This is a genomic window from Streptomyces griseochromogenes, assembly GCF_001542625.1.
Taxonomy (GTDB): Bacteria; Actinomycetota; Actinomycetes; order Streptomycetales; family Streptomycetaceae; genus Streptomyces; species Streptomyces griseochromogenes.
Map to the genome: position 1 here is coordinate 462,694 of NZ_CP016279.1, position 21,582 is coordinate 484,275.

Annotated in this window: 16 protein-coding genes, 1 tRNA gene and 2 pseudogenes; 11 read left to right on the top strand and 8 right to left on the bottom strand. The window is 71.5% G+C overall.

What is annotated here, in order from left to right; all coding sequences use genetic code 11:
• Positions 1-5: 5 nt before the first annotated feature.
• From AVL59_RS02200 to AVL59_RS02220, 5 genes and pseudogenes are all read left to right on the top strand, one after another.
• Entirely contained in the window at positions 6-638 is a 633-nt protein-coding gene (locus AVL59_RS02200) for a potassium-transporting ATPase subunit C (protein ID WP_067299523.1), read from the top strand.
• 79 nt (positions 639-717) lie between these two features.
• Entirely contained in the window at positions 718-1,401 is a 684-nt protein-coding gene (locus AVL59_RS02205; RefSeq protein WP_067299524.1) for a response regulator, read from the top strand.
• A 2-nt stretch (positions 1,402-1,403) separates the two neighbouring features.
• A complete protein-coding gene (locus tag AVL59_RS02210) occupies positions 1,404-3,950 on the top strand; it encodes a sensor histidine kinase (RefSeq protein WP_067299525.1) in 2,547 nt (848 codons plus the stop codon).
• Positions 3,951-4,074: 124 nt separating this feature from the next.
• A pseudogene (locus tag AVL59_RS02215) lies at positions 4,075-5,181 on the top strand (PH domain-containing protein); the annotation flags it as partial.
• 192 nt (positions 5,182-5,373) lie between these two features.
• Positions 5,374-5,916, top strand: coding sequence for a hypothetical protein (locus AVL59_RS02220; protein WP_159399859.1), 543 nt, complete (start codon positions 5,374-5,376; stop codon positions 5,914-5,916).
• On the opposite strand, the gene AVL59_RS02225 is transcribed toward AVL59_RS02220, so the two are convergent.
• A complete protein-coding gene (locus AVL59_RS02225) occupies positions 5,883-6,149 on the bottom strand; it encodes a GlsB/YeaQ/YmgE family stress response membrane protein (RefSeq protein WP_067299528.1) in 267 nt (88 codons plus the stop codon). The genes AVL59_RS02220 and AVL59_RS02225 overlap by 34 nt on opposite strands.
• A gap of 236 nt (positions 6,150-6,385) precedes the next feature.
• Here AVL59_RS02225 and AVL59_RS02230 point away from each other — a divergent pair, with 236 nt between their 5' ends.
• From AVL59_RS02230 to AVL59_RS02245, 4 genes are all read left to right on the top strand, one after another.
• The gene (locus AVL59_RS02230; protein WP_067299529.1) at positions 6,386-6,748 is read left to right on the top strand and encodes an ArsR/SmtB family transcription factor; all 363 of its coding nucleotides are present in this window, start codon (positions 6,386-6,388) and stop codon (positions 6,746-6,748) included.
• A complete protein-coding gene (gene mgtA, locus AVL59_RS02235; RefSeq protein WP_079146490.1) occupies positions 6,741-9,521 on the top strand; it encodes a magnesium-translocating P-type ATPase in 2,781 nt (926 codons plus the stop codon). The genes AVL59_RS02230 and mgtA overlap by 8 nt, the downstream gene beginning before the upstream one ends.
• 54 nt (positions 9,522-9,575) lie before the next feature.
• Complete coding sequence (locus AVL59_RS02240; RefSeq protein ID WP_067299530.1) at positions 9,576-10,256, top strand: hypothetical protein; 681 nt, start codon at positions 9,576-9,578, stop codon at positions 10,254-10,256.
• Positions 10,257-10,521: 265 nt separating this feature from the next.
• Positions 10,522-12,237 (top strand): LCP family protein, encoded by a 1,716-nt coding sequence (locus AVL59_RS02245; RefSeq protein ID WP_208870292.1) that lies wholly within the window; start codon positions 10,522-10,524, stop codon positions 12,235-12,237.
• A gap of 95 nt (positions 12,238-12,332) precedes the next feature.
• Here AVL59_RS02245 and AVL59_RS02250 read toward each other — a convergent pair whose 3' ends face one another.
• From AVL59_RS02250 to AVL59_RS02265, 4 genes are all read right to left on the bottom strand, one after another.
• Positions 12,333-12,566 (bottom strand): hypothetical protein, encoded by a 234-nt coding sequence (locus AVL59_RS02250; RefSeq protein WP_067299531.1) that lies wholly within the window; start codon positions 12,564-12,566, stop codon positions 12,333-12,335.
• 270 nt (positions 12,567-12,836) lie between these two features.
• Positions 12,837-12,910: transfer RNA gene (locus tag AVL59_RS02255), tRNA-Pro, on the bottom strand.
• A gap of 66 nt (positions 12,911-12,976) precedes the next feature.
• Positions 12,977-13,735 carry a Pr6Pr family membrane protein gene (locus tag AVL59_RS02260; RefSeq protein ID WP_067299532.1) on the bottom strand — a complete coding sequence of 253 codons (759 nt, stop codon included), beginning with the start codon at positions 13,733-13,735 and terminating at the stop codon, positions 12,977-12,979.
• 158 nt (positions 13,736-13,893) lie between these two features.
• Positions 13,894-14,820: a metallophosphoesterase gene (locus tag AVL59_RS02265; protein ID WP_067299533.1), complete on the bottom strand. Its 927-nt coding sequence runs from the start codon at positions 14,818-14,820 to the stop codon at positions 13,894-13,896.
• 93 nt (positions 14,821-14,913) lie between these two features.
• Here AVL59_RS02265 and AVL59_RS02270 point away from each other — a divergent pair, with 93 nt between their 5' ends.
• Positions 14,914-15,381, top strand: a complete 468-nt coding sequence (locus AVL59_RS02270; RefSeq protein ID WP_067299534.1) for a GatB/YqeY domain-containing protein — start codon at positions 14,914-14,916, stop codon at positions 15,379-15,381.
• A 134-nt stretch (positions 15,382-15,515) separates the two neighbouring features.
• Here AVL59_RS02270 and AVL59_RS02275 read toward each other — a convergent pair.
• Positions 15,516-17,842, bottom strand: a pseudogene (locus AVL59_RS02275) (transglycosylase domain-containing protein).
• Positions 17,843-18,453: 611 nt separating this feature from the next.
• Here AVL59_RS02275 and wblA point away from each other — a divergent pair.
• Positions 18,454-18,792 carry a transcriptional regulator WblA gene (gene wblA / locus AVL59_RS02280; protein WP_023547781.1) on the top strand — a complete coding sequence of 113 codons (339 nt, stop codon included), beginning with the start codon at positions 18,454-18,456 and terminating at the stop codon, positions 18,790-18,792.
• A gap of 320 nt (positions 18,793-19,112) precedes the next feature.
• On the opposite strand, the gene bagB is transcribed toward wblA, so the two are convergent.
• Positions 19,113-20,540: an ATPase BagB gene (bagB, locus tag AVL59_RS02285; protein WP_067299535.1), complete on the bottom strand. Its 1,428-nt coding sequence runs from the start codon at positions 20,538-20,540 to the stop codon at positions 19,113-19,115.
• Positions 20,537-21,514 (bottom strand): ATPase BagA, encoded by a 978-nt coding sequence (gene bagA / locus AVL59_RS02290; RefSeq protein WP_067299536.1) that lies wholly within the window; start codon positions 21,512-21,514, stop codon positions 20,537-20,539. Before bagA ends, bagB begins: the two co-directional genes overlap by 4 nt.
• Positions 21,515-21,582 lie beyond the last annotated feature (68 nt).

Below are 21,582 nucleotides of genomic sequence, written 5' to 3' on the forward strand. Positions count from 1 at the left end.
TCGCCATGAACAACTCCTTTGTGAACACCGTCCGGTTGCTGGGGGCGGGCCTGCGGGCCCTGCTCGTGCTGACCCTGGTGACCGGCGTCATCTACCCGCTGGTCGTCACCGGCATCGCCCAGGCGGCGTTCCACGACAAGGCGAACGGCTCCGAGATCAAGGCGGACGGCAAGGTCGTCGGCTCGTCCCTGATCGGGCAACAGGGGTACAGCCTCAAGTACTTCCAGCCCCGCCCGGCGAACGGTCTCGGCGCGAACAGCATCAACACGCGGTACAAGCTGATCCTTTCGGGCGCCACCAACCTGTCCGCGGACAGCAAGGTGCTCGTCAAGCAGGTCGAGGACGCCAAGGCCAAGGTGGTCAAGGACAACTCCGTTGCCGGTTACACCGTGAAGCCGTCCGACGTGCCCGCCGACGCGGTCACCTCCTCGGGCTCCGGCCTGGACCCGGACATCTCCCCGCAGTACGCCGACCTCCAGGTCCACCGGGTCGCGGAGAGGAACGGTCTGTCCGTGACCGCGATCGAGGAGCTGGTCAAGGACCACACCAGCGCCCGCGCGCTCGGCTTCATGGGGGAGCCCCGCGTGAACGTGCTCGAACTCAACATCGCGCTCAAGGACCTCGCGGCGAAGAAGTGACCGTCTTACGCGATTCGCAACGGGAGTTGGCACCTCGGGGTGCCAACTCCCACCGTCATGACAGGAGAGGCACACACCCATGACCCGGGTGCTCGTCGTGGAGGACGACCCGCAGCTCGTAAGGGCCCTCGTGATCAACCTGCAGGCCCGCCGGTACGGGGTCGACGCGGCGCCCGACGGCGCCACGGCGCTGCGGCTCGCGGCGGCCCGTCAGCCCGATGTGGTCCTGCTCGACCTCGGCCTGCCCGATATGGACGGCGTCGACGTCATCAAGGGCCTGCGGGGGTGGAGCAGGGTGCCGATCCTGGTGCTGTCGGCCCGTCAGGCGTCCGACGAGAAGGTCGCGGCGCTCGATGCCGGTGCCGACGACTACATCACCAAGCCGTTCAGCATGGACGAGTTGCTGGCCCGGCTGCGTGCGGCCGTCCGCCGCACCGAGGACCTGCCGCTGGTGCCGGAGACCACGCTGGTGAACACGGACGGGTTCACCATCGACCTGCTGGCCAAGAAGGTCGTACGGGACGGCCGTGACGTCCGCCTCACCCCGACCGAGTGGCACCTGCTGGAGATACTCGTCACCCACCCCGGCCGTCTGATCACCCAGAAACAGCTGCTCCAGGAAGTCTGGGGGGTCTCCCAGAGCAACAAGACCAACTATCTCCGGGTCTACATGGCCCAGTTGCGGCGGAAGCTGGAAGCCGATCCGTCGAGCCCCCGGTACCTCATCACCGAGCCCGGCATGGGCTACCGCTTCGAAGGGTGACCATGGCACGAGGCAAGCTCCGGATCTACCTCGGCGCGGCGCCCGGCGTGGGCAAGACCTACGCCATGCTGTCCGAGGCACACCGCCGCACCGAGCGGGGGACCGACTGTGTGGTGGCGTTCGTGGAACACCACCACCGGCCGCGCACCGAGGTGATGCTGCACGGCCTGGAACAGGTGCCCTCCAAGGAGATCGAGTACCGGGGCGGCACCTTCGCCGAGATGGACGTGGACGCGGTGCTCGCGCGCCGCCCCCGGGTGGCCCTCGTCGACGAGCTGGCGCACACCAACATCCCCGGCTCCCGCAACGCCAAGCGCTGGCAGGACGTGGAGGAGCTGCTCGCGGCCGGGATCGACGTCGTCTCCGCCGTCAACATCCAGCATCTGGAGTCCCTCGGGGACGTCGTGGAGTCCATCACCGGCATCCGGCAGCAGGAGACCGTCCCCGACGAGGTCGTGCGGCGGGCCGACCAGATCGAGCTGGTCGACATGTCGCCACAGGCGCTGCGCCGCCGGATGGCGCACGGCAACATCTACAAGCCGGACAAGGTCGACGCGGCCCTGTCCAACTACTTCCGGCCCGGCAATCTGACCGCGCTGCGCGAGCTGGCGCTGCTGTGGGTGGCCGACCGGGTCGACGAGTACCTGACCGAGTACCGCAGCGAACACCGGGTCTCGAAGATCTGGGGCTCGCGCGAGCGGATCGTCGTCGGCCTGACCGGCGGCCCCGAGGGCCGCACCCTGATACGACGTGCCGCCCGGCTGGCCGAGAAGGGCGCCGGCGGCGAGGTCATGGCCGTCTACATCGCCCGCAGCGACGGGCTGACCTCGGCCTCCCCGAAGGAGCTGGCCGTCCAGCGCACCCTCGTGGAGGACCTCGGCGGCACCTTCCACCACGTCGTCGGGGACGACATACCGGCCGCGCTGCTCGACTTCGCGCGCGGCGTCAACGCCACCCAGATCGTGCTCGGTGTCTCCCGCCGCAAGGCCTGGCAGTACGTCTTCGGACCCGGTGTCGGCGCCACGGTGGCCGTGGAATCCGGCCCCGACCTCGACGTCCACCTCATCACCCACGACGAGGCGGGCAAGGGCCGCGGGCTGCCCGTCGCCCGGGGCGCGCGCCTCGGCAGAGCCCGGATCGTCTGGGGCTGGCTGGCCGGGATCGCCGGACCCGTGCTGCTGACCTGGCTGCTGAGCAGCGTGGTGCCCGAGGTCGGGCTGGCCAACGACATGCTGCTGTTCCTGACGATGACGGTGGCGGCGGCGCTGCTGGGCGGTCTCTTTCCGGCCCTGGCCTCGGCCGTGGTCGGATCCCTGCTGCTCAACTGGTACTTCACCCCACCGGTGCACACCCTGACGATCGCCGACCCGAGGAACATCGTCGCCATCGCGATCTTCGTCGGGGTCGCCGTGTCCGTCGCGTCGGTGGTGGACCTGGCCGCCCGCCGCACCCACCAGGCGGCCCGGCTGCGCGCCGAGTCCGAGATCCTCTCCTTCCTCGCCGGGAACGTGCTGCGCGGCGAGACCGGCCTGGAAGAGCTGCTGGAGCGGGTCCGGGAGACCTTCGGCATGGAGTCGGCGGCCCTGCTGGAGCGCGCCGGCGACGTGGCGCCCTGGACCTGCGCGGGCAGCGTGGGTCCGCGTCCCTGTGCCACGCCCGAGGACGCGGACGTCGACGTACCGGTCGGCGACCGTCTGTCGCTCGCCCTGTCCGGGCGGGTGCTGCCCGCCGAGGACCGCCGGGTGCTCGCCGCCTTCGCCGCCCAGGCCGCGGTGGTGCTGGACCGTCAGCGCCTGCGGCAGGAGGCGGACCAGGCCAAGGAACTGGCCGAGGGCAACCGCATAAGGACCGCCCTGCTCGCCGCCGTCAGCCACGACCTGCGCACCCCGCTGGCCGGTATCAAGGCCGCGGTCACCTCCCTGCGCTCGGACGACGTCGAATGGACCGAGACCGACCAGGCCGAACTCCTCGCGGCCATCGAGGAGGGCGCCGACCGGCTCGACCACCTCGTGGGCAACCTGCTCGACATGTCCCGCCTGCAGACCGGCACGGTCACGCCGATCATCCGCGAGACCGACCTGGACGAGGTGATCCCGATGGCGCTCGGCGGCGTCCCCGAGGACAGCGTCGACCTGGATGTCCCGGAGACCCTCCCCATGGTCGACGTCGACCGGGGCCTGCTGGAGCGGTCGGTCGCCAACGTCGTGGAGAACGCGGTCAAGTACAGCCCGGCGGGCGAGCGCGTCCTGGTCGCGGCCAGCGCCGTCGCCGACCGGGTGGAGGTGCGGGTGGTGGACCGCGGCCCCGGCGTGCCGGACGAGGCCAAGTCCCGCATCTTCGAACCCTTCCAGCGCTACGGCGACTCGCCCCGCGGCGCCGGGGTCGGCCTCGGCCTCGCGGTGGCCCGCGGCTTCGCGGAGGCCATCGGCGGCACCCTGTCCGCCGAGGACACCCCGGGCGGCGGCCTCACCATGGTGCTGACCCTGCCGAGGTCGGGAAGCGTCCGGGCGGGCGCGCAGCAGGGGGTGTCCGCGACGGCGAGGATGTGAGCGGGAGCGGTACGAGGGTCGAGTCCCGGCAACGCGGACCGCTCGCAGACTGCCGGGACCCGCACAGGAACCGGTGGCACCGGTGGTGCAGGATCCGTACGTGACAGCCCCTTCGCACATGACCGGCCGTCCCCGCCGTGAGCACTCTTCACCCGTCGCCTCCCGCCGCACGGCCGGCGGTGGCTGGATCGGGGCGTTGTGCGTGTGCGTGCTGCTGCTCGCGTGCGCGGGCCTGGCCGCGTGGTTCGTACCGGACACCGCGTCGGACGCGCGGGCGTGGCGGACGGCCGTACCCTGCACGGCCGTGACGCCCGCGGAGGGCCGCGACGACTGCACGAGCACCGTCCAGGCCGTGATCGCGCGCACGGAGGCACGCCAGCCCAGGCAGCGCAGCTGGCTCTACTTCACCGACGGCCGCCCGCTGGCCCGGCTGGAGGTCACGCCCGAGGCCGCCCAGGACTTCCGGGCCGGCGACCACGTCGGACTGACCGTCTGGCGCGGCCAGGTGATGAAGGTGGCGGGCGAGGGCCACGTCTGGCACGAGCACGTCACCACCCCGGGCTCCCAGGCGGTCATCGCCGCCGTACTGGCCCTGGCCGGGGCCTACCCGGGCGCGCGGGTGGCGCTGCGGCTGCGGCACGGGCGGCGGCTGCCCGCCGACGAACTCCTCCCGTCGGCCCTGCCGTTCGCGGGCGCGCTGGCCGTCACCGCCCTGTGGCTGTTGCCGCTGTGCTACGTCCACCCCACGACCCCGCTCTCCTCACCGGTGCCGATCGCCTGGGCGGCCGCGGGCTCGCTGGTCACCCTGGCCCTGCTGATCCTGGCCTGGCGCGCCACCCGCGTCCGCACGCCCGAGGAGGCCGAAGCGGCCGAGCGGCCCGAGAGGGCGAAGGCGGCCGAACAGTCCGAGGAGGGCGAGGTGTTTCTGCCCGCCCGCTTCCTGGAACCCACCGACTACAACCCGCACGGCTTCGGCACCCACATCGTCCTCGGGGACGGCCCGCTCGCGGTGACGCCCCACGCGGGCCCGGGCCGCTTCGCGGCGAAGCGGATCCCGGTGGAGCGCCTCACCGTCAAGGCCGTGCGGCGCGCCCGGGGCGGCGACGGCGACATCGTTCCCAGAAGCTGGCACATCGCCGAACTCGAGGACGCGGGCCACCCGGTGCGCCTGGCGGCCGCGCCGGACGACCTGGCCCGCATCCTGCGCGAGCTGCGTCCGGCCCGGGTCTGATCACCGCCGGCCGCCGTCGGTACGTCAACCCGGAGGCGCTCGATGCCGCCGGGAGTGTGGCCTCCGCGGTGTGAGTCTTTAAAGGTTGCGCAATTCAGGAACTATTAGACTCACCACTCCTCGACCGCAGTTCGGTGCGGTTGTTCCGCAAGCACCACGCGCGCCGCGAGGTCTTCTTCACCCGGGGGACACATGACGCAGCCCGAGCCGTCGGCAAGGGAGATCGGCGTGGTCTTCGAGCGCGTGCTCGATCAGGCTCTGGACTCCCGGCAGGTGCTGGACGCCCTCGACCGGGCCGGCGGAGCGTTCAGCCGGGAACAGCTCCGCACCCGTGCGCTGCGGGCGCGTACGGCGATCACCGCGGCGGTGGCCGTCGAGTACCAGGCCTACCTCCGGGCCCGGTCCGCGGCGACCGGACCGGGCGGCCCGGCGGAGGGCGCGCGCGAGGCGGCCCCGGCGCGCGGCACGGGGGCGCTCGTCCTGCCGTTGCTGGCCGCGGCCAAGCCGGTGCTCCGGCTGCTGGTGACGGCGCGGCGCCCCCGCTGCGCAGGCGAGGACGGCGCCTCGCCCGACGCCGACACCGTCGCGGACGCGGCGAGCGCGCGGGAGGCGTGGGAACTGGCCTTGCTGGAGCGCGGCGTCGTGCCCTTCCTGCTCGGCCGGCTGGAGGAAGCACTCATGGGCAGGGACCGGGGCGAGGGTCAGTCGCGGGAGTTGCCGAACAGGATGCGGTAGCCGATGAGCAGCACCAGTGAGCCGGCGATCGCCGCACCCCAGGTGTAGAGGTCGAAGAAGTGCTTCTCCACCGGGCGGTCGAGGAAGCGGGAGGAGAGCCAGCCGCCGATGAAGGAACCGGCGACACCGATGAGGGTGGTGCCGATCAGTCCGCCCGGGTCGCGGCCCGGCAGCAGCATCTTGGCGATGCCTCCGGCGAGCAGGCCGAGGATGATCCAGCCGATGATGCCCACGGTGTTGTCCTCCAGTCGGGTATTGCCTGTTTGCGCAAGCGTAGGGACAGTGGGCGGTTCCGGGCGAGGATCCCGTGCCCTCTGGTGATGTCCCGTAGAGGTTCTGTCACCTGCTCAAGACATCACCACGCGGACCGACGCGTCGATCCGTCGGCGCACGGCCGGCGGGTAAGGGGCCCTTACCATGGGCGAGCGCGTGTGCGTCGGCTGTGAACGGGGCGGGACGGGAGAGGGCTGTGAAGGAGATCGCCGGTGGCTTCGAGGACCCGTCGGCCGAGGTGCTGGCGGCGGCCGCCGCCGCGTTCGGACTGCTCGCCTCCTCCTCCCGGCTGCACCTGATGTGGGCCCTGTCGCAGGGCGAGTGCGATGTCACGCACCTCGCCGACCGGGTGGGCGGCGCGCTGCCCGCGGTCAGCCAGCACCTGGCCAAGCTGAAGCTCGCCGGGCTCGTACGCTCCCGGCGGGAGGGCCGGCGGCAGGTCTACTACATCGACGATCCCGATGTGGTGACGCTGGTGCGGGTGATGCTGGTCCAGCTGACCGCGCGTGCGCAGCAGACCCCCGCCGAGGTGCACCGGCTGCGCCGGATCGGTGGCTGAGACCACCGCGGCCTCGGGACGGAACGCGCGAGCGCCGGCTCCCGGCGACGCGGCGGGTCCCGGCGACGGCCGGGCCGCCGCCGAGGGGTCCAGGCCCACACCGACCGCGCCGACCGTGCTCGAAGTCCTGCGCGAACTGGACACCGGTCCCCGCGGCCTGACGGAGGGCCAGGCCGAGGAACGGCTGGCCCGGTTCGGCGAGAACGGCCTCCCGGACCGGCGCGAGGCATCCTGGCCACGGCTGTTCCTGCGCAGCCTGCGCGACCCCTTCACCGCGGTCCTGCTCTGCCTAGGGCTGGTGTCGGCGGCCGTCTTCGCCTGGGGGACCGCCGCGGTGATCCTCCTCCTGGTCGCGGTGAGCTGTGTGCTGCGGGCGACCGGGGAGCACCGCGCCGACCGGTCCACGGCCGCGCTGCGGGAACTGGTCGCCACCACCGCCACGGTGCTGCGCCGCGCCGACGAGGACGCCGCGCCGGTACCGCGGGAACTCCCGGTGGGCGAACTGGTCCCGGGGGACGTGGTCCGGCTCGGCCCCGGCGACCTGGTGCCGGCGGACGTACGACTGCTGCGGGCGAGCGGCCTGACCGTGCATCAGTCCGCGCTGACGGGGGAGTCGGCTCCCGTCGCGAAGACCGTCGACGCCCTGCCTTCGGCCGCCGACGCCGTACCTCCCGTCGCCGGTGCCGCCGCGTTCGAGCACCCGCAGTGCTGCTTCCAGGGCAGCAGCGTCGCCTGTGGCAGCGCCACCGCCGTGGTCACCGCGACCGGCGCGCGGACCCGGTTCGCCGCGGCCCACGGCCGCGGCGAAGAGCGGCAGGACCCGAGCGCCTTCGACCGCTCCGTGCACGGCGTCTCCTGGATCCTGATCCGGTTCATGCTGCTGACCCCGCCGCTGGTCCTCATGGCGGGCGCGGCGCTGCGCGGACGCGGCCTGGAGACGCTCCCGTTCGCCGTCGCCGTTGCCGTCGGGCTGACGCCCGAGATGCTGCCGGTGCTCGTCACCACCTGTCTGGCCCGCGGGGCGGCCCTGCTGGCCCGCACCCACGGAGTGATCGTCAAACGGCTGCCCGCGCTGCACGACATCGGCGCCGTCGACGTGCTGTGCCTGGACAAGACCGGCACCCTCACCCAGGACCGGCCGGTCGTGGACCGCGCCCTCGGCCCCGACGGCGAGGACGACCCCGAGATCCTGCACTGGGCCGCCGTCAACGCGTGGTGGACCCTGCAACTCGCCGACCTGCCGGCCCCCGACGCCCTCGACGAGGCGATCCTGGACGCCGCCGACGAGCGGGAGCCGGCGGCCTACGACGGCGCCGCGGCCGTTCCCTTCGACCCGCTGCGCCGCCTCGCCACCGCCGTGGTCCGCACCCCCGGGCGCCTCGGCACGCACACGCTGGTCGCCAAGGGAGACGTACAGGCCGTACTGGAGCGCTGCGCGCTCACGGACGACGAGCGGGCACGTCTGCGGGCGCTCGCCACCGGCCTGACCGACGACGGACTGCGCGTCCTCGCGATCGCCACCGCCGAACGCCCGGCGCGGCAGCGCGCCTACACCCCGGCCGACGAACGCGGCCTCGACTTCCGCGGTCTGATCACCCTGAGGGACGCGCTCGCGCCGACCGCCGCCGACGCGCTGCACGTCCTGGCCGGCCAGGACGTCGCCGTCAAGGTCCTCACCGGCGACCACCCGGGCACCGCCGTCCGCGCCTGCCGCGACCTCGGCATCCCCGTGCCGGGCGACGGCGTCGTCGACGCCGACGTCATCGACACCCTCACCGACGCCGAACTGTCCGAACTGGCCGTCGGTACGGCCGTCTTCGCCCGCTGCACCCCCGACCACAAGGCCCGGATCACCCGGGCCCTGCGCGGCGCCGGGCTGACGGTGGGCTTCCTCGGCGACGGCGTCAACGACCTGCCCGCCCTGCGCGCCGCCGACGTCGGCATCGCCCCGCGCGACGCCGCCGACGTGGCCCGGGAGGGTGCCGACGTGGTGCTCGCCGAGAAGGACCTCATCGCGATCACGCACGCCATCGCCGCCGGCCGGCACGCGGGCGGCAACATCGCCACGTACCTGCGCATCACGCTCTCCTCCAACCTCGGCAACGTCATCGCGATGCTCGCCGCGGGCCTGCTGCTGCCCTTCCTGCCGATGCTCCCGGCACAGGTCCTCGCCCAGAACCTGTGCTTCGACGCGGCCCAGCTCGCCTTCGCCCACGACCGGCCCCACCCTTTCGTGCTGCGCCGGCCCACGCTGCTGCGCCCGCGCGGCCTGCTGCGTTTCATCACCGGGTTCGGCGTGCTCAACGCCGTCGCCGACCTGGCCACCTTCGGCGTCCTCGCGCTCGCCCTGCACGGGCCCGGGACCGGGGACGACGAGGCGGTGTTCCACTCCGGCTGGTTCACCGAGAACCTGCTCACCCAGGCACTGGTGATGGTCCTGCTGCGGGTGGGTCACGTCCCCCGCTCCCGGCTTCGTCCGAGCGAGGGAACCCCCGTCGCGGCGGGCCGCGGGCCCGGCCCGGTCACCCGGGCGGCGATCGGCCTGGCCGTGATCGGCCTGACCCTCCCGCCGTCGCCGCTCGGCCCGGCACTCGGCCTGACCGCCCTCCCCGTCGTGTACTACGTCCTGCTCACCGCCGTCCTCGCCCTGTACGCCGCGGGTCTCCTCGCGGCAGGGAAGGCGTACGAACGACGCCGGGAGGCACGGGACACGGAGCGTGCGGGGGAACAGGGCGCGCCGGACACGCGCGGCACCGCCTCACACGGCTCTTAGCCGTCCTGCTGTACAAGAGGGCTGGCCGAGTGCGGTGTGCAGAGAGGACGAGAGATGTCCGATTCCGGGGCCCGCAGGCGTTGGCGCTGGCTCTCCGTGCTGGTCTTCGCCGTCGCGCTGTACGTCATCGTGCGCGCGGCCGACACCCCGCAGGGCGACAAGCCGCCCCCGGCCAAGGCCTCCGCCTCCCCGCGAACCCCGTCCCCCGGCTCCGCCGCGCCTTCCCCCTCACCGCCCGCCGACTCGTCGTACGACCCCGCCGACTACTCCTCCCAGGTCCTCACCCGGGCCCGGCAGACCGGTGTCAGCGCCCAGCTCCTGATGGCGATCCTCTGCAACGAGGCCTACAAACCCCACAGCCCGGCCTTCGAGCGGGCCTGGCAGAAGTTCAAGCCGGACGCGGCCTTCGGCATCGCCGACATGCACCGCGCCACCTTCGACGAGGTCAAGCAGGGCCGGGACTTCGCCGGCCGCAGCTGGGAGGAACTGCCCGACGACCGGGATCTCGCCGTCGAGGCCGAAGCCTGGTACCTGCACGACCTGGCGGCCCGGCTGCCGGCCCACTGGTCCGCCTCGTACCCGAAGAGCGACCTGCTGGCCCTCGGCTACAACACCGGCGCGGGCGACATGCTGGCCTTCGCCGGCGGAGCGACCCCCGGCAGCCAGGCCAGGTCGTACCTGGAGCGACTGCATGCGAACTGGGACAAGGCGGGCAGGGCCGTCGGTGTGGGCTGACGCGGCCGAGAAGCGGGCCGGGCCGGCCCGGGCTCGGTGGCCCGGTCTCCCACCGCTCCTGCCTTCGGCCTCGGTTCCATGACATGGGTCACTTATGAATCGTGCGTGGATCCGTGCTGCTCGGGCCAGGGGTTTGTTAGATTGCGCAACTACGCAACCCGGGCGGAGCCCTGCTCCGCCGACTGTCCGCACACTGCCGTGCACGCCCGGCCGTATCCGTCGGCCAGGCCTGCCGAGCCCGACCGTTCTTGCAGGGGAGTGGGAGATGAGCGACCCGTGGGACGGCCCGGTCGGCCAGGCCACGCGCGGCCGCACCGCCCGGGTGCCCGGACAGCGTACGGCGGGAGCCGATGAAGGCCGCCCCCCGGGCGGCCGCGCGGCCGCCCGGGCCGCCGCCCGCTCGCGCGGCGGCACACGGACGAGGCGGCGCGCCCGGCAGGCTGGACGCGGCAAACGGGCGCTGAAGATCATCGGGGTCTGTCTGTCCGTCCTCGTCGTGCTCACGGCCGGTGCCGGCTGGTGGTTCTACCAGCACCTGAACGGCAACATCCAGAGCTTCTCGCTGGACGGCAAGGGCGGCACGGAGAAGGCCGACGCGTTCGGCCGTACCCCGATCAACATCCTGGTGATGGGCTCGGACGGCCGTACCAGCAAGGCGGACTGCAAACTCGGCGGCGGCTGCTCGCAGACCGGGGTGCAGACCGGCAGCAACGCGGACGTGGAGATGGTGGTGCACATATCCGCCGACCGCTCCAACGCCACGGTGATGAGCATTCCCCGTGACACCATGGCCCACGTTCCGGCCTGCAAGGACAGCACGAGCGGCCAGTCCACGCCCGGTTACTACGGACAGATCAACAGCGCGCTCCAGTACGGCCCGGCCTGCCAGGTGGCCACCGTCCACCAGCTCACCGGCGTCCCCATCGACCACTTCGTCAAGCTGGACTTCTCCGGCGTGGTCAAGATGTCCGACGCGGTCGGCGGCGTCTCCGTGTGCGTCAGCGACAACGTGTACGACACCTACTCGCACCTGAAGCTGTCCAAGGGCACCCACACCCTCAAGGGCGTCGCGGCCCTGGAGTTCGTCCGCTCCCGGCACGGCTTCGGCGACGGCAGCGACCTCGGCCGTACCGTCTCCCAGCACATCTTCCTCAGCGCGATGATCCGCAAGTTCAAGAGCGCGGGCACGCTCACCGACCCCGGCGCGGTCTACGACCTCGCGGACGCCGCCACCAAGGCGCTGACCGTGGACGACGGCCTGGGCACCGTGAAGAAGCTGATCTCGCTCGCGTCGGACGTGAACAAGGTCCCCACCAAGCGGATGACCTTCACGACGATGCAGACGGCTCCCGATCCGAACAACGCTGACCGCGTGGTGGTGGGCCCGGGGGCCAAGACCCTCTTCTCCACCATCGCCGACGACCAGTCGCTGACCACCGGCTCGGGGAAGAAGTCCGCGGCGGCCTCCGCGACGGCGAAGGCGACGGCCACCGCCTCGGCCGTACCCGCGTCCGAGATCGCCGTGACGGTCGAGAACGGCACGGCCATCACCGGCCGGGCCTCCGCCGTCGCCACGGCACTCACCGACAAGGGCTTCAGCGCGGAGACGACCACGGCCAACGCCCCGAGCCCCGCGGGCACCACCACCCTCACGTACGGCACCGGCCAGAAGGCTGAGGCTCAGACGGCCGCCAAGGCCCTGGGCCTGTCCGGCTCCCATCTCAAGCAGGGCACCGGCAAGGGCCTGACCCTGGTGATCGGCGACGACTGGCCCAGCGGCACCGGCTACCCGGGCGGCTCGTCCTCGCCCGCGCCCGCCGACACCAAGGCCGCGGTCGGTGGCGCCCACGCCCAGACCGCCGACCAGGCCAAGACCTGCGCCAAGGTCAGCCCCTACAAGACGGTCAGCGTCAACGGCGTCTCCATGACGCCGTCCCAGGCGTACACGGCGGCACGCGGCAAGCCCGATTCCGACGACTGAGGCGACGACCGGCGTCCGGCCCGCTCAGGGCCGGACGGTCATGCGACGCGGCCACCGCGGCGGTGCGGCACGTCCGGGGGATCCGGCCGTACGGGTCAGGGGCTGGCGACGTCGAAGCCGTACCGCAGCGGCTCATCGGTCACGGTGTAGTCGCGGCGGTAGAGATACACGCCTTCCGCGTGTACGCCCGCCGGCGAGCCCTCCACCTGGCAGGGGTACGTCACCTGGATCACCCGCGGCCGGCCGGACACCTTCATCCGCACCCCGTCCGCGGGCCCGCCGTCGAGCACCGCGGCCTCCCAGCCGCCCGTCACCTCGGTCGTCTCCACGACAAAAGTTTATGTCTTGCGCAAGTCTCGGGTGTGTGAGCAGGGCCACGCGTGCCTACTCGTACATGGTCGCCGCCCTCAGCACATGTGCGAAGAAGCTCCAGTCCCGGTCTTCGAGAGGGGCGCGGGCCCCACAAGGACGACGCCTGAGGCCGAACGCCCCTCGGTGACGCAGGCGCACGCGCAGATCCTTCAGCAGAAGTCGTAGCAGCTGCCGCACGAACGCCCAGAGGCCGGGCAGCGAATCCGCTGCCCGGCCTCTGGCCTGTGTCGGGGTGGCGGGATTTGAACCCACGACCTCTTCGTCCCGAACGAAGCGCGCTGCCAAGCTGCGCTACACCCCGATGTCGCTGCTTGTCGCGGCGACGTCGTTTACTTTAGCCCACCGGTGGCCGGAGACGAAATCCGGTTTAGACGCGGCGGCGGACCGGGGTCGGACGGGTGTGGTCCAGGGCGATGAGGAGGAGCGCCAGGCCGTACATCGCGAGGCCCAGGAGGAGGGCGTTCGCCAGGGTGCTGCGGTAGCCGTGGGCGTCGGCATCGAGGAAGGGGTAGAGGTAGCGGGCGGGGGCGGACCGGGGGAGGAGTGTGGCTCGGGTGAGATAGAAGGCCAGGTAGGTCAGGGGGTAGAGGAGCCAGGCCGTCGCCTGGCGCAGATGCAGGCGGGCGGCCGGGGTGAGGAGGAGCCAGTCCAGCAGGGTCGCCAGGGGGACCACCGTGTGGAGGAGCTGGAGGGCCGCCCACTGGGCGTGCCAGCGCGTGGGGGGCGCGGTCGCGTCCGTCATGAGGAACGGGGGCGTCGCGTGGGCCAGCAGCAGGTGGTAGACCAGCGCGGTGATCACGGCGTAGAGGAGTGCGGCGCCTGTCACGGCCCCGGGTAGCGGGCGGCGGGCCCGCCAGGCTCTGGACGCCGACAGCAGCATCACCACGGCCAGCAGGACGGTGCTCTGAACGCTGAAGTAGCTCAGGGTGCGGGCGGGGGTGCCCAGGAGGAGTTCCAGGGCGACGCCCGCGGCCGCCGCGAGGGCGGTCAGGAAACGGAACACCGCCGCCAGGGGGCGGCGGGAGGGGGCCATCACCGCCGAGGCCGGGACCGGGGCGGGCAGCAGGGCGGGCGGGCGCGGGATGGCGGGCAGGTCCGGGATGTCCCTGGGTATCGGGGCGGTCATGCCCTCAAGCTATGCAAAGGGGACGAAAGGGGCTATGTGGGTTACTCCGGGTGGGGTGGTGTCGTTCGCTGCCGGGGACGTCGGCCTTCGGCCAACGGCTTCCGTCCGCCCGCTTCCCGTTCCCCTGTTCCCGTCCCGGCCCGCGCCTCCCCGTCGGCCTACTCCTGCCCCACCAGCGTCAGCAGTGTCGCCTCCGGAGGGCAGGCGAAGCGGACGGGGGTGTACCGGTTGGTGCCGCAGCCCGCCGAGACGTGGAGGTAGGACGTGCGGCCCTCCGCCGTGTGTGTGGACAGGCCCTTCACGCGGTCCGTGTCCAGGTCGCAGTTGGTGACCAGGGCGCCGTAGAAGGGGATGCACAGCTGGCCGCCGTGGGTGTGGCCGGCCAGGACCAGGGGGTAGTCGTCCGCCGTGAAGGAGTCCAGGACGCGCAGGTAGGGGGCGTGGACCACGCCCATCGAGAAGTCGTACGTGCCGGTGGGGCCGCCGGCCACCCGGGCGTAGCGGTCGCGCTTGATGTGGGGGTCGTCCAGGCCGGTCAGTTCGATCGACACGCCCTCGACCTTCAGCACGCCCCGCGTGTTCGTCAGGTTCAGCCAGCCCGCCGCGTCGAAGCCGTCGCGCAGGTCCTCCCAGGGGTTGTGGACCACGCCGACGGCCGGCGGGTTGCCGTTCAGGCCGTGGCGGCCGCTGGTCTTCTCCAGCAAGTAGCGGGCGGGGTTGCGGAGTTTGGGGCCGTAGTAGTCGTTGGAGCCGAAGACGTAGGCGCCCGGGAACTCCATCAGCGGGCCGAGGGCGTCGAGGACCTCGGGGACGCCCTCGGAGTCCGAGAGGTTGTCGCCGGTGTTGATCACGAAGTCGGGGCGCAGGCCCGCCAGCGACTGCAGCCAGCGCCGCTTCTTGCGCTGTCCGCCGACCATGTGGATGTCGGAGACCTGGAGCACGCGCAGCGGGCGCATGCCCGGCGGGAGGACCGGGACCGTCACTCGTCGGAGGCGGAAGGAGCGGGCCTCGAAGCCCGCCGCGTACGCCAGTCCGGCGGCGCCTGCCGCCATGATTCCCAGGGGTACTCCGTATCGCGCGCGCATACGACCATCGTGTCAGACCCCGCTGACCACCCGAGACCGGCGGCCGGTAAATCGGCGGGCGCCCGCGCCGTCGTACCTGCGACAATCGACGCCATGACCACCACGCTCAAGTCGAAGCTGCAGGATGACCTCAACGCCGCGATCAAGGAGCGCGACGAGCTCCGCTCCTCGACGCTCCGGCTGACGCTCACCGCCATCACCAAGGAGGAGGTCGCGGGCAAGGAGAAGCGCGAGCTCTCCGACGACGAGGTCCTCAAGGTGATCACCAAGGAGGCGAAGAAGCGCCGCGAGGCGGCGGACGCCTTCGCCCAGGGCGGTCGTGCCGAGTCGGCCGAGCGGGAGAAGGCGGAGGGCGAGGTCCTCGCCGCGTACCTGCCCAAGCAGCTGTCCGACGACGAGCTGAACGCGATCGTCGCCCAGGCCGTCGGGGAGGCGAAGGCGGCCGGTGCCGAAGGGCCGCGGGCCATGGGTGCCGTGATGAAGATCGTGAACCCGAAGGTGGCCGGTCAGGCCGAGGGCGGCCGTGTCGCCGCCGTGGTGAAGAAGCTTCTGGCCGGCTGAGCGGCGGGGGGCGCCTCGGCGTAGTGACCGCGGAGGGTGCCTCGGTGTCGTGACCCAGGTGGCGTAGCGACCTGGGTCACGACGAAGTCATCGAGGGCTTCTGCCCCCGCTACCGGTCTCCCGCCGGAGCCGGCCTACCCCTTCCGTCCACCGAACCCGTTCCCGTTCCCGCCGTTCGTCTGTCCCTGGATGAAGTTGCCCGGGAGGGAGAACGTCGGCGTCGGGAAGGTGCCGCCGGTGGTGTCACCGGTGGTGGCTCCGGTCGTGTCCCCGGTCGTGCCTCCGTCAGTGAGGCCGCCGATCAGCCCCCCGATGAGTCCGCCCGTGTTGTCCCCGTTGTTCCCGTCGTCGTTCCCCCCCGGCCTTTTCCCCGGTCGCCCCCCTTGTTGTCGTCGGGGATGTCGACCAGCTGGAAGTCCGGTGCGGGCTTGCCGTCCAGGGCGCCGGTCATCATGTCGCGCCAGATCGGTCCGGGGACCTCACCGCCGTAGACCTTGTCGTGCGGGATGCCGCCGATGGTGATGTTGGTCATCCGCCGCTTGTGCGCCGGGTCGCCGACCCAGACCGCGCCCGCCATGTTCGGGGTGTATCCGACGAACCAGGCCGCGTAGCGCTTGTCCGTCGTACCCGTCTTGCCCGCGCTCGGGCGGCTGCCGAGGCCGGCCTCCTGACCCGTGCCGTCCTCGACCACGCCCTTCAGGATCGTGCTCACGGTGTCGGCGGTCTTCTCCGACATCGCGCGCGAGCAGGTCGACTTCGGCACCTCCAGGGACTTCTTCTCGCTGCCCACCTGCTGGGTGATCGACTCGATGGCGACCGGCGTGCAGTACATACCGCGCGAGGCGAAGGTGGCGTAGGCGTTCGCCATCGTCAGCGGGGACATCTCCTGGGTGCCGAGCGCGATGGAAGGGGCCTGGTCGATCTTGCGGCCGTCGGCGCGCTCCACTCCCATCCTCTTGGCCATGTCGGTGACGGGGCAGATGCCGATGTCGCTGATCAGCTGCACGTAGTAGGTGTTGACCGACTTGGCGGTCGCCTCCTTCATGCCGTACGGGCCGTGCTCCGAGGCGTTCTCGTTGGTCAGCTTGGCCGGCTTGCCCGGGTCGTTGTGCCAGGTCTTGCCGTCGCACGCGGCCACGGGGCTCGGGTAGTACATCTCGTACGGCGACGAGTACTGCTGGGTCGCCGGCTTGCCGCCCTCGATGGCGGCCGCCGCCACGATCGGCTTGAACGTCGAACCGGGCTGGTAACCGGCGCCGCCGCCCATGTTCTGGTTCACGGACAGGTTGATCTGCGTCTCGTCCTTGCCGAAGCCGTACGGACGGGACTGCCCCATGGCGAGGATCTTGCCGGTGCCGGGCTCGACGACGGTCGCGGCGGTCGCCACGGCGTCGCTCTTGTAGACGTGATCCTTGATGGACGCCTGGGCCGATTTCTGCGACTGCGGGTCGAGCGTCGTGCGGATCGTCAGACCGCCCTGGTTCCACAGCTTCGCCCGGGCCTCCCGGCTCTTGCCGAAGACCGGGTCGGTCAGGAAGACCTCACGCACGTAGTCGCAGAAGAAGCCGGCACCGTCGATCGCGGTGATGCAGCCGTTCTTGGGCTGGCTGGGGTGCAGGCCGAGCGGCTTCTCCTTGGCCTGGTCGGCCTCCGCCTGGGAGATGTCGCCGACCTCGGCCATGCGCTGCAGGACGGTGTTGCGCCGCTTGGTGGCCTCGGCCTCGTCGTTGACCGGGTCGTAGCGGCTCGGGGACTGGACGATGCCGGCCAGCAGCGCGGACTCCTGCAGGGTCAGGTCCTTGGCGTGCTTGGAGAAGTAGCGCTGGGCGGCGGCCTCGACGCCGTAGGCCTGTTCGCCGAAGAAGGTGATGTTCAGGTAGTTCTCGAGGATCTTCTTCTTGCCGAGCTTCTCCTCGATCTGGATCGCGTACTTCAGCTCGCGGATCTTGCGACCGAGGGTCTGCTGGGTGGCCTCGGCGACCTTCGTCGGGTCGTCGCCGGCCTCCTCGATGAAGTAGTTCTTCACCAGCTGCTGGGTGAGCGTGGAGGCGCCCTGGGCGACCCCGCCGCTCTGCGCGTTCTTGTTCAGGGCGCGCAGCACGCCCTTGAGGTCGATCGCGCCGTGCTTGTAGAAGCGCGAGTCCTCGATCGCGACGATCGCCTTCTGCATGTACGGCGAGATGTCCTTGAGGTCCACCACCGTACGGTCGCGTGAGTAGACGGCCGCGATCTGGTTGCCCTGGCTGTCCAGGATGTTCGTGCGCTGACTGAGCTGGGGGCTCTTGAGGTTGGCCGGGATCTCGTCGAAGCCCTTGACCGAGCCCTTGGCCGCCAGGCCCAGCGCGCCGGCCGCGGGCAGCGCGATGCCCGCCATCACGGCTCCCGCGAGCACACTGACACCGAGGAACTTGGCGGCCTGCTGTGTTGCCGACAGACCACTGCCCGAGCGCTTCTTTGGCATGGGGGCAGCCTAATCCGTACTCCTGAGCGTTCCGATGGAGCGACCGTTCCTCGGGATGTTCGGGTGCCGGATCGTGATGTCCGCGATACCGCCGGGATGTCCGCGTGCTGCCCGGCAGGGGGCGGATCCGGTATGCCAAGGGCATGGGCCGCGGGCACGGCGGAGGCCGTGTGCGCCATGGGGGCCGCGTCACGGCGCGGCAAAGCGGGTCGCCTACGTTCCTATTCGCCGGACAGGCGTACAGGCATTGGCCTAAGCTGCTCTCAACTGTCACAGCAGCGCGGCCACGTATCAATACGTCCGGCGACCCCGAATCGTTCCGGAAGTACCCCGACTTTCTGGTGGGGACGTGCCCGAATCCGCCTCGTGTGTTACCTGGTGCCCGATGTAGCGCACCATAACTGTCCCGGTTTGCCGGGATGATCACGGATGTCGTCAGCTCACTCCCGCGGGTGATCTGCCGCTTACCCATAGTCCGTTCGGGCCATTCAAGATTGGGCCCGAAGGGGGTGTTGCGCTGTCCCCACCTTCCGTAACGTCCTCAACTGGCGGCGGTGAATATGCCGCTGCCGCCGTGGGGGAGCCTCGATTCGGGAGAGGACGGCGCCGGTATGGGCTGGGTAACCGACTGGAGTGCGCAGGCTGCCTGTCGCACTACCGATCCGGATGAACTGTTCGTTCAAGGAGCAGCGCAGAACAGGGCCAAGGCGGTGTGCACCGGATGCCCGGTACGCACTGAATGCCTGGCGGATGCGCTGGACAATCGCGTTGAATTCGGCGTGTGGGGAGGCATGACGGAGCGGGAGCGCCGCGCACTGCTGCGCCGGCGGCCCACCGTGACCTCGTGGCGCAGGCTGCTGGAGACCGCACGCCTGGAGTATGAGCGGGGCGTCGGCATCGTGCCCCTCGACAGCGACGAGGTGTACGAGCACTACGCGGCGGTGAGCTGAGGGCGTCGCCCTTCGACGAGAGGGAACCCAGGACCGCTCCGACCGGGCGAAAGCCACGGGAAGCAACGGTCGGACCTGTGTCCTGGGACAACATCTGCCGGACCGGCGCCAGGGGAAGCATCGGGCAGGCGCGTGCCTTGGGCACCACCCGCCCGGTAGGCGCGTCCGAACGCCCGTCATCAGGCATGTGGACGGCGGCGGGCAGCGGCTTCATCGGCCAGGCGCGCACACGCCGGTCGGGCGAGGGTGGTCTGCACCCGAGTGCGGCCTGCCACGGCCTGCCGCAGCCGTCGCGCCGCGACAGCTCCGTACGCCTGCCGCTACGGCAGCTCCGTACGCCCCGCCGCCAGCCGGTCCCCGATGTCGCGCAAGCCCGCGAGGTCGTGGACGTCGCCGGGGAGCGCGGGCACCTCGACGACCGCCACCTCGGGGTGGCGGGCGGCGAAGCGGTCACGCGTGCGCTGCTCGCGCGAGAGCAGCTGCATGCGGTCGGCATGCAGCCTCAGCAGGCCTGCGGTGAGCTGGTCGACGGTTCGCTCCGGGTCCGTGGCGGGGGAGTCGTCGTCCGTGGCGGCGGGGGAGCCGTCGTCCGGAGCCGGTGTCACCGAAGCGGGAGGTTCTGAACTGTCGTACGTGTCGGGAGAGTTACGAAGTCCAGCTTTCCCGCCCCCCTGATCCACAATGCGGGGCTCCTCAAGATTTTCCGAGGCGGGATCCCCGGCGAGGTCGAGGGTCTCCGCGGCGGCGAGCGCCCGCTCGGCCGACAGCCGGCCGGCGCCGCTGCCGTGGACCCGGTTGAGCACCAGGCCCACCAGCGGCATGTCCTCCGCGGCCAGCCGCTCCACGAAGTACGCGGCCTCGCGCAGCGCGTCCCGCTCCGGGGCCGCCACCACCAGGAACGCCGTACCGGGCGCCTGCAGCAGTTTGTACGTGGCGTCCGCGCGCGTACGGAAACCGCCGAAGGTGGTGTCCATCGCCGCCACGAACGTCTGGACGTCCTTCAGCAGCTGGCCGCCCAGCAGCTTGCCCAGTGTGCCCGTCATCATCGACATGCCGACGTTGAGGAAGGCCATCCCGGCGCGTCCGCCCAGCTTGGCGGGGGCGGTCAGCAGGCGGATCAGACGGCCGTCCAGGAAGGAGCCGAGCCTCTTGGGCGCGTCCAGGAAGTCCAGCGCCGAGCGGGACGGCGGGGTGTCGACCACGATCAGGTCCCACTCGTCCCTCGCCCGCAGCTGGCCCAGCTTCTCCATCGCCATGTACTCCTGCGTGCCCGCGAAGCCCGCCGAGAGCGACTGGTAGAAGGGGTTCGCGAGGATCGCGGCCGCCCGCTCGGGGTCCGCGTGCGCCTCGACGACCTCGTCGAAGGTGCGCTTCATGTCGAGCATCATGGCGTGCAGTTCGCCGCCCGCCTGTCGCCCGCCGTCGCCGTCGGCCGAATCGGTGCGTGATGCCCCACCTCGATCCTCCGTGCCCTTCACCCGCCGCGGCACGTTGTCCAGGGAGTCGATGCCCATCGACTGGGCGAGGCGCCTTGCCGGGTCGATGGTGAGGACGACCACCTTGCGGCCCCGCTCGGCGGCCCTGAGGCCCAGCGCCGCCGCGGTCGTCGTCTTGCCGACCCCGCCCGAGCCGCAGCACACCACGATCCGGGTCTGCCGGTCGTCCAGCAGCGAGTCGATGTCGAGCACGCGCGCGGGGGAGAGGTGAGGGCGGGCGGCGTCCTGCGCCTCGGCCGGGTCCGGACTCATGACATCCCCTGCTCTCGCAGCTCGGTGGCGAGTTCGTACAGGCCCGCGAGGTCCATGCCCTCGGCGAGCAGCGGCAGTTCGTGCAGCGGCAGGCCCAGCTCGCCGAGGACCGCGCGCTGCTCCTGCTCCAGTGCGTAGCGCTCGGCGTACTCCGCGGCCTGCTGCAGCAGCGGGTCCACCAGCCGCTCGGCGTTCCCGCCCCGCCGTGCCCCGCCGAGCCCCGCGGCCGACAGCGTCCGGGCAAGGGAGGAACGAGGCACGGTCCGTACGAGTTCCAGGTCGGCCGCGTCCAGCACCTCGGGCCGGACCATGTTCACGATGACCCGGCCCACCGGCAGCCGGGCCGCCCGGAGTTCGGCGATGCCGTCGGCGGTCTCCTGGACCGGCATCTCCTCCAGCAGCGTGACCAGGTGCACCGCCGTCTCCGGTGACTTCAGCACGCGCATCACGGCCTGCGCCTGATTGTGTATCGGGCCGATCTTCGCGAGCCCGGCGACTTCGTCGTTGACGTTGAGGAAGCGGGTGATGCGGCCGGTCGGCGGGGCGTCCATGACGACGTAGTCGTACGCGAAGCGTCCGCTCTTGTCCTTGCGGCGCACCGCCTCGCACGCCTTGCCGGTCAGCAGGACGTCCCTGAGCCCGGGCGCGACGGTGGTGGCGAAGTCGATCGCGCCGAGCTTCCTCAGCGCCCTGCCCGCACCGCCGAGCTTGTAGAACATCTGGAGATAGTCCAGAAGGGCCAGTTCGGGATCGATGGCGAGGGCGTACACCTCCCCGCCACCGGGAGCGACCGCGATCTTTCGCTCCTCATAGGGCAGCGCTTCCGTCTCGAAGAGCTGTGCGATGCCCTGCCGGCCCTCGACCTCCACGAGAAGCGTCCGCTTCCCCTCGGTCGCGAGGGCCAGCGCGAGTGCGGCGGCGACCGTCGTCTTTCCGGTCCCGCCCTTGCCGCTGACGACCTGGAGCCTGCTCACGTCTTCGAGCCTAACCAGTCCGGCCGACGGCCACGCGGGAGGCTGTGGATAACGGCGCCCCCGGCCGT

Excerpts from the sequence above, each read along its gene's own strand:
- AVL59_RS02200 (WP_067299523.1), top strand. The coding sequence starts at position 6 with ATGAACAACTCCTTTGTGAACACCGTCCGGTTGCTGGGGGCGGGCCTG.
- AVL59_RS02205 (WP_067299524.1), top strand. The coding sequence starts at position 718 with ATGACCCGGGTGCTCGTCGTGGAGGACGACCCGCAGCTCGTAAGGGCC.
- AVL59_RS02210 (WP_067299525.1), top strand. The coding sequence starts at position 1,404 with ATGGCACGAGGCAAGCTCCGGATCTACCTCGGCGCGGCGCCCGGCGTG.
- AVL59_RS02220 (WP_159399859.1), top strand. The coding sequence starts at position 5,374 with ATGACGCAGCCCGAGCCGTCGGCAAGGGAGATCGGCGTGGTCTTCGAG.
- AVL59_RS02240 (WP_067299530.1), top strand. The coding sequence starts at position 9,576 with ATGTCCGATTCCGGGGCCCGCAGGCGTTGGCGCTGGCTCTCCGTGCTG.
- AVL59_RS02245 (WP_208870292.1), top strand. The coding sequence starts at position 10,522 with ATGAGCGACCCGTGGGACGGCCCGGTCGGCCAGGCCACGCGCGGCCGC.
- AVL59_RS02260 (WP_067299532.1), bottom strand. The coding sequence starts at position 13,735 with ATGACCGCCCCGATACCCAGGGACATCCCGGACCTGCCCGCCATCCCG.
- AVL59_RS02265 (WP_067299533.1), bottom strand. The coding sequence starts at position 14,820 with ATGCGCGCGCGATACGGAGTACCCCTGGGAATCATGGCGGCAGGCGCC.
- AVL59_RS02270 (WP_067299534.1), top strand. The coding sequence starts at position 14,914 with ATGACCACCACGCTCAAGTCGAAGCTGCAGGATGACCTCAACGCCGCG.
- wblA (WP_023547781.1), top strand. The coding sequence starts at position 18,454 with ATGGGCTGGGTAACCGACTGGAGTGCGCAGGCTGCCTGTCGCACTACC.
- bagB (WP_067299535.1), bottom strand. The coding sequence starts at position 20,540 with ATGAGTCCGGACCCGGCCGAGGCGCAGGACGCCGCCCGCCCTCACCTC.